The sequence below is a fragment of the Citrobacter sp. LUTT5 genome (assembly GCF_009905315.1).
Classification (GTDB): domain Bacteria; phylum Pseudomonadota; class Gammaproteobacteria; order Enterobacterales; family Enterobacteriaceae; genus Citrobacter; species Citrobacter freundii.
In genome coordinates this window covers 2,020,017-2,029,093 of record NZ_CP047606.1, presented here as the reverse complement: position 1 = coordinate 2,029,093, position 9,077 = coordinate 2,020,017, and the positions used below count along the sequence as shown (strand labels likewise).

Below are 9,077 nucleotides of genomic sequence, written 5' to 3'. Positions count from 1 at the left end.
TTATAATGAACGGACGCCGTAACTTTCCAGATGGTCAGAGAGGCTGTCCTGTTGTTCGCCGCCGTTTACAAGCAAGCGACTCATCGCAATAAACATTCCGACAGGGCCGTCTATTTTGTTTTCAGGTGTGGATTTGTTGGGGAAAATATTCTCGTTTTTGTCAGGCTTGACGGTGACGTTTGACATCATCCAGGTCATCACCGGATTGCCATCATGATGGAAACGCCCGGCGTAAATCTTCGCCTCGACTTCCTTCATTGCTTCTGACAGATTTTTCACCGTCTGAGGGACTTCAACAATCGGCACCCCTTCAGCAGCTATCGCTAGCGCAAACTGGGTTGCGCTCCACGGGTCATATGCAAACTCGTTCAGCGAGTCGCCGCGCGCCCATTCGATCGTTTCTTCTTTAATTACGGCATGGTCAACAACATCACCATCAGTAAATTCAAGGAAACCGGCCTGATTCCATTTCCTGTATAGATCTGCCTGCTGCCTGGAACAAGCCTCCAGACGCCCTTCAGGAATCCAGAATCGGGAACGGACATAAACATCACCATTTGGAGCAAGCCAGACTTTAACTGCGGCTGAAATATCAATTTTGTTGGAGAGATCAACGCCCAGCCACATTGACCAGTTGGCCGAAGTGGCATCTTCCCAGGCATCACGGCATTTTTCCCATCGGGCCATGTCCATCCATGCTTTTTCACCCTGCACCCAGATGTTGAGATGCTTGGTAAAAAAGCCCACCCGCGCCGCAACCTGCTCTTTCGCCTTTTTAGCCAGGCGGCGCATATCGTCCCATCGCTTACAAACTCCCAGTCCGGGGTTTGCTTTCGGCCAGTTTGCCTCGTCGAAAGGATCATCACCCTCATCCAGGGTATAAATCAGGGCAAAATAGCTGTCATCCTTAATCGAAAGTGGGTCCGGGTTATCGAAGTTTTTCAGAACCTTGATCGCGTAATCCCGCTGCTCATAACAAATACCTTCTTTATTAAAACCAGCAGTAGTGATAGCGAAAATAAGGGACTGCAGGCGTGCACCAGTTGCTGTTTCCAGAACCTCCCAAACATCACGGGTTTTATGCGCATGGAGCTCATCCACAATCCCGCAGTGAATATTCAGACCATCGAGGTTGTTCGCATCACTGGCGACAGGTTCAAATTTTGAACCTGTCCGTTCCTGGTGAATGTTCAATTTGTTGCTGCCGAACAACCGGCCCAGCGTCTTCGGGGCCAGCTTGATCATGCGCTTCGCATCATCAAACACGATGCGGGCCTGATCCCTGGTTGTTGCTGCGGAATAAACCTCAGAACCACCCTCACCGTCTGCGCCAGTCATATAAAGCCCGATACCAGACGAAAGCGTTGATTTAGCATTTTTACGCGCCACTTCGTCATAGGCGGTACGAAAACGACGCACAAACATGGGGTCGCCATCGTCGTCAAGAATGCTTTCAAACGTAATTTCATCTATCAGCGGGACGACAAAACCAAAAAGGTTAATCAGGATGAAGGTGTGCCAGTCCATCAACTCGATCGGTTTGCCGGTCAAATGCCCCTTCACATGGGGGACGAAGTTATAGAAATCGAGAACGTGCTGGGCGCGGCTTTCATCAAAATAAACACCGCGCTCCGGGCCGTGCTCTAAATCATGAAAGAACCGCTGGCACGCAAGACGCACCAGTTCGCCAGCAACGATATCGCCAGATACCACGCGCTCGGCGTAGCGGAATCCATCTGCAACGGTTGCCATTCATCATTTGCGCTTTTTAAGAAATTCTTCCAGTGGGTCGGCTTCTGCCGGTCCTTTTGCACCAACCTTTGATCGGCTGGCAGGTGTCATGCCGAATTCACTCAGCATCGCTCTGATTCGTTTCCACGCATCAGCCTTCATGACCGCTGCGGGGTGCGGTTTTATCATTCTGATTTCCCGCTCCCCTCCTTCGTCTGAATCTTCTTTGCTGTAAACGGCATAGGTGTAACCTTCCCGATCAAGCGTGTCGCAGTGATGCCGGTATTCAACATAGGCTTCTATCAACAACTCCAGCGCTTTAGCATCCAGCGTGGTCAATACGCCGACTGCATCAAGTTCATCACCGATCCGCTTGAACCAGTACTTACCCTGCTTATCGAAATGTTTCGGTATTGGGGGGACCCCTGACGGGGGTTTTGGCTCGTTCTTATTGATCGGGCGTTTGGATGGGTTCCCCTTCACTAAAGCCAGATGTGTCGGGGTTTTCGGTGGTCCTGGCATAATCGAAAACTCCTATTAATCATCGGATGGGGGACCCCAAAAAAAAGTTTTCTAACCTGCGGCGGTGTAAAAAAAGGTTAGGCGGCGGTCCTTTGGGCTCTCGGCTACAGGGATTTGACCTCCCCCTCCCTTCAATGCCTGTTTATGATAATCACTATCACTTGAATCGTTCGCGCCCTGTTTTCGAGCGGTGGCAGGGCCAGCACAGGCTTTCGAGGTTCGAATCGTCATCGGTACCCCCATGTGCTTTAGACTTGATGTGGTCAACAGTTGTGGCCGCGACAGCACTACCAGTGCGCAGGCAGTTCTGACACAGGTGATTGTCACGCTTCATGATTCTGGCACGCTTGACATCCCACTTACTGCCATATCCACGTTCATGACGACTCTTACCCTGCTGGTGCTGTTGCCATCCCTCATTGCGGTGTTGCTCACAGTAACCAGAGCGATCCGTAGTCGTACCTGGGCAACCTCTCTTGCGACAGGCGCGGGGGATTAGTGCTGGCATAGTTAATCCTTACAAAAACCCATGATGGTACGTGTAATAAGCACATAGAAAAGCCCGCATTACGCGGCTGATTCGATATGATGGCTCAGCATCATTTTTTATTACTACTTCTTAATACATCACATACTGTAATGAAAAATAAATACAGTAGATTTGGCATCTCGAACAATTTCTATTACTTAATGAATATTCCCTCCTTTTTGCCTTTACTAACGTAAGCTAATTTGTCATCACCACTCATAAGTACACTTTGTAATTGCGGTAGAATTTTTATACATCCACCTAACACCGAGAAAATGCTTCCCAAGCCTCCTAAAATGTCATATGGATGTGGGCCATTAATGGCGACCCATGCACCAGAACATGCACCAAATGCTTGTGTCAGGTTAAACTCAAATGACGTTGAAATACTAAACTTTATCGGACTTCTCCACACTTCCTGATTTAATCGCTCAATATCTATTATTGCCTGTTTAAGGCTAGAAAGTGTTTTTGCTCTCTGAAGGTTAAAATCACCTGAGCGTTTAACCTCAAAATATAGCTCATCTAAATACTCATGGAGAGCGATTAATTCTGGTTTCCTTCTATCTTTAAACTCAAGTATCTCATGCAGATGAACATCTATATTAGGAACAGGTAATAAATTGGCTAGTTCAAAACGCATAACTTCAGAAGTTCTAGATAGCTCTGGTACAATGTTGATCTGCTCATTTAAAAAATGCATTCGCCAATCAATAGTGGCATCCGTATGGTGAAGGACGTCTATTGTCTTAGCATGTGTTTCCGCATAGACATCAGCAATTTGACCGCCATAGTAATTCCCATGGCACTGAAAATCAGGTCTACTCAACAACCCGCAGCGTACCAACTCATCTTCATTGTTGAATCCAATGCGAATTAAATTATTCGTCGGGCAAACAAGTTTATCCCAATAAAGGCAAAGATAATTTATTTCTAATGAACTTATCCCCTTACCAAGATAAAACCCTTCATCACCCTCAGTTTTTAGCACTTCACAAGCACTAAATACAACCCCTCTTTCCATGCCAAGATCCTCTCAAATTAAGATGAGGATAATTTAGCACTGATACGGCTAAAAAGTGAATGGCTAACATACCACAAAAAAATCATCCTCTTTTGAAGTAATACGCGTTCCGCCTTTTATCAATATTCATCGTTTATTCCCGACGTTATTAGACTCTCTCACCGAGCCATAAATACGCTCACATGTCATTCCGGCTCGGTAGCGTTCATCAGCGATTCCAGCATAACGTTTAGCTTCTGCTGCAATATCTCCGAGCATGTTGGCGAGCATTCCTGCGGTGGTGTCGGTTGTCTGGCTTCTGACGGCAGCGGCAAGATCTGCGGTGTGCTTTGCGGCGTCCAGGCGGACGGCAAGTTTTGTTGCTTCGGTACGCAACTGGCTAACAGTGGCAGACAAGCCAGCAGCAGTGGCAGCAGACTTAGCGGCTTGTGCTTGTGCATCTTTAACAGCCTCATCACGAGCAATAATTCGCCCTTGTTCAATCATGCGGGCGGCGGTCTGCGCGTTCGCTGTTTGCGATGATTCCGCGCTATCACGTTCCGCCCATTTTTTTTCCCAACCGCAGTTACTCCACTCGTTTCCGGCGATAAATGTGACGACCACCAGCACCGTAATGGCAATGAACTGATAGCGCAGGCTCACTGGTCTATCTCCCAGCACGTCAGCGCGCTTTCCTGGTCTCGTCGTTCTACCTGGCCATAGCAGCCATTTTTCTGGCCTTTGGTCAGACGACAGTCGCGGCCACCGTCTTTAATCCACCAGCGAATAGCTTCACAGGCTCCTTTACGATCGCCAGCATTGATGCGCTTATAGAACGTGGACGGGAAGCATTTTCCGGGGCCGATGTTATACGGACAAAAAGATGCGATCCCAGCTTTCTGTGGTTCGGTCAGTGGCACCTTGATGTTTCGCTCAACCCATGCCAGCGCATTGTCGCGTTCTATGGCGTTCACCTTGGAACATTTCTCAGCAGACAGCTTCATGCCCTGAACTACTGGCTTTCCATCAACCATCGTGGCGCCACGACAAATGGTCCATATACCAGAGCCGTCCTTGTACGCTGTTGTGCTGTTACCCTCTTTCTCATCCAGAAACTGATCGAGAATCACGGGCGCGGAAGCCCCCGCAAGAATCAAACCAACGACCGCTGCGCTCAGTTTATTCCTCAGCTTTTGTGGCATAGCCATTGCGACGATCCTCCCGTTCTTTCCAGCGGAAATACCAGTTCACTGCACAGGTAATAACGGTGCATGCAATACCGACAATAATTGCCCAGTCGCTCAGGCTTAACCCTGCAATTCTGTCGGCCAACATCCATGACACCTCTTTTGCTGTTTTAGCTGTTTCGGCATATGCCTTCGCTGATACACCGCAGCCGGCAAGCGTGGTTCCTGATCCATATGAAAGTCTGCTGTAAATGGTGCTCATTCTGGTCATAGCCTCACCTCCGATTTTTCGGATGGCGCTGTGTGTGATGAAAAGGTCAGGCTTCACGGGCTGGATTTATCAACAAAGCACGTAGCAGATGATTCCCCTGAGCCTGAAATGAAAAAGCCCCGCTAAGTTGCGAGGCCTTGTGTTTCATTGAATTGTCTTTTTTGACCTATATCTCATACTTCCTTGTCATTTAACGGTAAATGTTTAGCGCCAGCGTTTTCTGGCCATGACTTCACACAGGAGTAGAAATGTTTACAGCTAAAGACGATGCCTACATCTTAAAAAGTGATGGCAGCAGATGCGGCCCGTATAAGGCCAAGTTTGCAGGTGATACAGTTATCGTAAACGACCAAATGGCCGACATCGATGACGGAGATACTGTTATTCGAGTCCTTCCAAACGGTAAGGAAGAACATAAAGAAGTTTATAAAGCTAATTTTTACGACACAAGCATTGGCGGATTTGGGCCACACTTCCAACTCAAGGTTGGCCCCAAAAAGGTACAACCAGCTGTTTCTTCTCAGCAAATCAACATTCACGGAGGGAATGTACAGATTGGAGATCATAATCGTCAGGAGATTACCAATAGCATTGAGACCCTGAATAACTTGATAAATAGCTCTCAGGGCACACCGCAGCAGAAAGAAGAAGCAAAAAGCCTGCTCCGCAAATTAGCCGAGCATCCGCTGGTTACTGCTATAGCTGGTGGTGCTATAGGGTTGCTTTAGATATGAAAAAACCCGCTCCTAGGCGGGTTTCTGATGTTTGTTGCTCAGTTCGGTTTAACGTCCCGAGCCTATCACAATTTAAGCACTTTCCGCGCAAGTATTCAAGTAAAATCTGTCGCTATTTGTGCCGAATGCGTCACACATTGGTGCGTAAAGCATCGATTCTGCGAAACTTAGCCAAACATCAATCCGGCTCTCACATGTACGCAAGCACCATTCAGGATGTTTCTCGTTCAGATCTCGGGCCATAGCCTTTTTGCTGAGACGTTTGATATACCGATCCTCTATCAAGTCATATAAACGCTTATTGCCAGAACGGATTAAAATCTCACTGAGGACTGAGTTGACTACCATTGCCTCCTCATCAGTGCAGAAGGCCAGACCGCTTTTATTCTTCCCTTCCAGAATCTCTTTGAAGAACGCTTCCAGTTCGGGTTTGCTGATACCCGCTTTCTTCATCCGGCGTAGTGCTTCGTTAATTGCCGTTTTGGTGATTTTTCCGGATGCAAGAAGCTGGTTAAACATGTTCCCACCGCTACCACCGCCGATATAAGACCAGCGGCCCCACATACGCAACTTACCCTGTATCCAGATGCTTTCCAGAGTGCGAAGACGAACCATTTCACCAGATTTACCAACTTCAGAAGGATTAATCATTTAGCGTTCTCCACTTACGCCAGTACGCCGATTGCCAGCGCACGATCTATAATCCGAAACACCAGGACCAGTTGGTCACCGTATTTCGATTCAAATGCCACAGGATCAGCATGCAACTCGTCGTGATGCTCTCTGCACAGAGGAATCACAAACAGGTCGTGTGCCTTTGTACCCATTCCACCCTGCCCGTGGCCAATCAGGTGGTGGGGGTCGTCAGCTTGCTTGTTACAGCAGACGCACGGCTGGGCCTTAACCCATCTCGTGTATTTCTCATTCACCCAGCGGCGACGCTTGGGTTTAAGCATGAAGGATTCCGGCGTCTCCGGGTCTACCTTCATCGCCACTATCTTTTTCGCTTTCTCCTGTACCAGTTGTTGAGCGGGTAATGTCGGAACAATATCGCTTTCACGTGTTACCGACTGGTTAGTCTCTTCCTTCAGACGAAGGGCTTTGTGGGCTACGGCTTCAGGTATCTCATCAACCAGGTCGTTCCTTACCATCCACCAGCAAAACTCCGGCAGCGTAAGAACGTGGTCTTCACTGAAGCCTAATTGACCGTTTACGACCTTCAGAAGCCAGGATACCAGGTTTTCACGGGCAATACCCGCCAGACCTTCAGTGAACTGCTCACGAATTTTTAAGTCACAGCCCCAGCACGTGCGGATTGAGCCAGGCGAATGCCGGGTTATGGTGTAGTTGCGGTCGTGCCACTCGCTGTGTGGGTACTGACATTCCAGTTTTCTTTCGAGCCAGGCATCCAGTGAATTCAGTCCACCAGCACGATGTATGACCTTCAGATTTTCGAAGACATCACGCATCAACGGATCGTTCTGAAGCTCCTGAGCAGTCTCCGGCAGCATGCCAGACGGTAAATCAGCCATAGACTCTGCCTGTGGCTCGATAAGAACACGCCCACGTCTGAACAGATGCATCAGTTCACTGCCTGGGCGAAATATCACTACCCCGGTCATCGGTGCCACTTCAGGTGTCAGTAATGCCCTCACGCTACCTGCCCCTTAGCAATATGCTCTGCCCACAGGCCGCCAATCCAGCGAACACCCTTGGCGGTGAAGCGGGACTGATTAAACGCGTAATTTGTCTGGTTTGTCGTTCCTGTCTTCACCTCGAAGCGCCCAGCCTCGATATGCTTGCTCTTTGGCGTGAGAACACGGTTAAGCCGGTACATGATGCCGTTCTCAATCAGGAACATCGCAAACTCCGGCTCTTTGGCGTTAAGCAGCTTGGCGACCTGTCGGAAAGTCATTGACCCAGTAGCCGTAACATAACGATCAACGAACTCGGCCTTCGGTGCTGCTACTGCCAGTTCTTCACTCAGCCGCTGTTTCTGTTCTGCCAGATCAGCAGCAAGGCGCAGGGCCTCAGGGAGGGAGCGGGGGACAATCATTCCACCGTTGCTCTCCAGTTCCTGCCACCGGTCAACAAGTCGGGCGGTAAACTCCGGCGATAACTGGGCAACGATCACATAGCTGTCTCGTTTGTTCACTTCATAGTGATGGTAGGTCTGCCCGTTCTGGGGATGGGTGTACTGCAATGCAGCATACCCACCAATCACACCGGAATTCATGAGACGCTCTATCGTTACGCAGACATTGCTGTGCCGGGAATCAACCAGTTTCGCAATCTCACGGCTGGACATGGTGATCTGCTGCCCTACCGTTGCTGCATGATGGGTCGGACACGTTACTGTTATGCTCATCTGTTGCATGCTCTGTCTCCACTTATCAGGCGGCTGCACCCGCCACGGTTTCAAATCGGCTGATCGTTATCTCTACCCTTCCAGGCTTTACTACAGGCCCCCATTCGATTGCCATCCGTTTAACCTGACTGTCGTCTTCCCAGACTCTGGCATTCGTCAGTGCGTCGAACAGCGCTTTGTTGTAGTTGTCCAGATCCCGCCGTCTGTTATCTGGCGGGAAAAGAACTATGTTTACCTCAACGTTGACGTTAACGGGTTTCGGTATACCGCCGTACTGCTGCACAACAGAGGCATAAACGTTCTTCTTGAACTTCCTCCCCATCTCGCTTATCAGATGCTTACCCTTTAACGCACCACGGTCAGGGGACCGGTAATAGGTGTTAACTGTTGGCGGGAATGGCAACGTTAATTTCATTACTGAACACCTCTCGCTTCCAGCCATGACAAGGCGCGTTCTCTTGAATCACTATCACCGTTAATGAGGGACTTGATGATCGATATCGCGTCTGCCTCATCGTTTGCTGAAATAACGGTAATCCCCCTGGAAACCCCTGGCGCTACTGAGATAAATCCCTTCTTCGCTATGGCCTTAACATGCTCCGCTGCTGCGTTCGGTGATGAGCAACCAATCAGCCCTGCCAGTTCACATATCGTTGTAGGGAATCCGAACCGGCGCTGATAGTTCACGATCGAACCAAGTACTTCACTTTGTCTCACGGTAAGTTTGTTCAC

Annotated in this window: 13 protein-coding genes; 1 reads left to right on the top strand and 12 read right to left on the bottom strand. The window is 49.1% G+C overall.

Annotation, left to right across the window (positions count from 1 at the left end):
- The 7 genes from GUC46_RS09655 to GUC46_RS09625 all read right to left on the bottom strand — a co-directional run bounded on the left by GUC46_RS09655 (position 1) and on the right by GUC46_RS09625 (position 5,243).
- The gene (locus GUC46_RS09655; protein WP_136346205.1) at positions 1-1,752 is read right to left on the bottom strand and encodes a terminase large subunit; all 1,752 of its coding nucleotides are present in this window, start codon (positions 1,750-1,752) and stop codon (positions 1-3) included.
- Between the two features lie 3 nt (positions 1,753-1,755).
- Positions 1,756-2,253 carry a phage terminase small subunit P27 family gene (locus GUC46_RS09650; protein WP_136346206.1) on the bottom strand — a complete coding sequence of 166 codons (498 nt, stop codon included), beginning with the start codon at positions 2,251-2,253 and terminating at the stop codon, positions 1,756-1,758.
- A gap of 157 nt (positions 2,254-2,410) precedes the next feature.
- Positions 2,411-2,761 (bottom strand): HNH endonuclease, encoded by a 351-nt coding sequence (locus GUC46_RS09645; RefSeq protein WP_160180151.1) that lies wholly within the window; start codon positions 2,759-2,761, stop codon positions 2,411-2,413.
- Between the two features lie 175 nt (positions 2,762-2,936).
- Positions 2,937-3,806, bottom strand: a complete 870-nt coding sequence (locus GUC46_RS09640; protein ID WP_160180149.1) for a DUF6236 family protein — start codon at positions 3,804-3,806, stop codon at positions 2,937-2,939.
- Between the two features lie 126 nt (positions 3,807-3,932).
- Positions 3,933-4,448 (bottom strand): DUF2514 domain-containing protein, encoded by a 516-nt coding sequence (locus tag GUC46_RS09635; protein WP_160180788.1) that lies wholly within the window; start codon positions 4,446-4,448, stop codon positions 3,933-3,935.
- On the bottom strand, positions 4,445-4,993 hold the full coding sequence (locus GUC46_RS09630; RefSeq protein ID WP_160180146.1) for a lysozyme: 549 nt from the start codon (positions 4,991-4,993) through the stop codon (positions 4,445-4,447). The genes GUC46_RS09635 and GUC46_RS09630 overlap by 4 nt, the downstream gene beginning before the upstream one ends.
- Positions 4,965-5,243: a phage holin gene (locus GUC46_RS09625; RefSeq protein ID WP_016150433.1), complete on the bottom strand. Its 279-nt coding sequence runs from the start codon at positions 5,241-5,243 to the stop codon at positions 4,965-4,967. Before GUC46_RS09625 ends, GUC46_RS09630 begins: the two co-directional genes overlap by 29 nt.
- Before the next feature lie 248 nt (positions 5,244-5,491).
- On the opposite strand from GUC46_RS09625, the gene GUC46_RS09620 reads away from it, so the two are divergent.
- Complete coding sequence (locus tag GUC46_RS09620) at positions 5,492-5,971, top strand: hypothetical protein (protein ID WP_096878852.1); 480 nt, start codon at positions 5,492-5,494, stop codon at positions 5,969-5,971.
- A gap of 78 nt (positions 5,972-6,049) precedes the next feature.
- Here GUC46_RS09620 and GUC46_RS09615 read toward each other — a convergent pair whose 3' ends face one another.
- The 5 genes from GUC46_RS09615 to GUC46_RS09595 are packed head-to-tail and all read right to left on the bottom strand — an operon-like array spanning position 6,050 to position 9,077.
- Positions 6,050-6,628, bottom strand: coding sequence for a DUF1133 family protein (locus GUC46_RS09615; protein WP_160180144.1), 579 nt, complete (start codon positions 6,626-6,628; stop codon positions 6,050-6,052).
- A 14-nt stretch (positions 6,629-6,642) separates the two neighbouring features.
- Entirely contained in the window at positions 6,643-7,632 is a 990-nt protein-coding gene (locus GUC46_RS09610; protein WP_160180142.1) for a DUF968 domain-containing protein, read from the bottom strand.
- Positions 7,629-8,345 carry a phage antirepressor KilAC domain-containing protein gene (locus GUC46_RS09605; protein WP_050542098.1) on the bottom strand — a complete coding sequence of 239 codons (717 nt, stop codon included), beginning with the start codon at positions 8,343-8,345 and terminating at the stop codon, positions 7,629-7,631. Before GUC46_RS09605 ends, GUC46_RS09610 begins: the two co-directional genes overlap by 4 nt.
- 25 nt (positions 8,346-8,370) lie before the next feature.
- On the bottom strand, positions 8,371-8,760 hold the full coding sequence (locus GUC46_RS09600) for a RusA family crossover junction endodeoxyribonuclease (RefSeq protein ID WP_069891578.1): 390 nt from the start codon (positions 8,758-8,760) through the stop codon (positions 8,371-8,373).
- On the bottom strand, positions 8,760-9,077 hold the full coding sequence (locus GUC46_RS09595; protein WP_160180140.1) for a LexA family transcriptional regulator: 318 nt from the start codon (positions 9,075-9,077) through the stop codon (positions 8,760-8,762). Before GUC46_RS09595 ends, GUC46_RS09600 begins: the two co-directional genes overlap by 1 nt.

Coding starts and splice junctions, on each gene's coding strand:
- GUC46_RS09655 (WP_136346205.1), bottom strand. CDS start 1,752: ATGGCAACCGTTGCAGATGGATTCCGCTACGCCGAGCGCGTGGTATCT.
- GUC46_RS09650 (WP_136346206.1), bottom strand. CDS start 2,253: ATGCCAGGACCACCGAAAACCCCGACACATCTGGCTTTAGTGAAGGGG.
- GUC46_RS09645 (WP_160180151.1), bottom strand. CDS start 2,761: ATGCCAGCACTAATCCCCCGCGCCTGTCGCAAGAGAGGTTGCCCAGGT.
- GUC46_RS09640 (WP_160180149.1), bottom strand. CDS start 3,806: ATGGAAAGAGGGGTTGTATTTAGTGCTTGTGAAGTGCTAAAAACTGAG.
- GUC46_RS09630 (WP_160180146.1), bottom strand. CDS start 4,993: ATGGCTATGCCACAAAAGCTGAGGAATAAACTGAGCGCAGCGGTCGTT.
- GUC46_RS09625 (WP_016150433.1), bottom strand. CDS start 5,243: ATGACCAGAATGAGCACCATTTACAGCAGACTTTCATATGGATCAGGA.
- GUC46_RS09620 (WP_096878852.1), top strand. CDS start 5,492: ATGTTTACAGCTAAAGACGATGCCTACATCTTAAAAAGTGATGGCAGC.
- GUC46_RS09615 (WP_160180144.1), bottom strand. CDS start 6,628: ATGATTAATCCTTCTGAAGTTGGTAAATCTGGTGAAATGGTTCGTCTT.
- GUC46_RS09605 (WP_050542098.1), bottom strand. CDS start 8,345: ATGAGCATAACAGTAACGTGTCCGACCCATCATGCAGCAACGGTAGGG.
- GUC46_RS09600 (WP_069891578.1), bottom strand. CDS start 8,760: ATGAAATTAACGTTGCCATTCCCGCCAACAGTTAACACCTATTACCGG.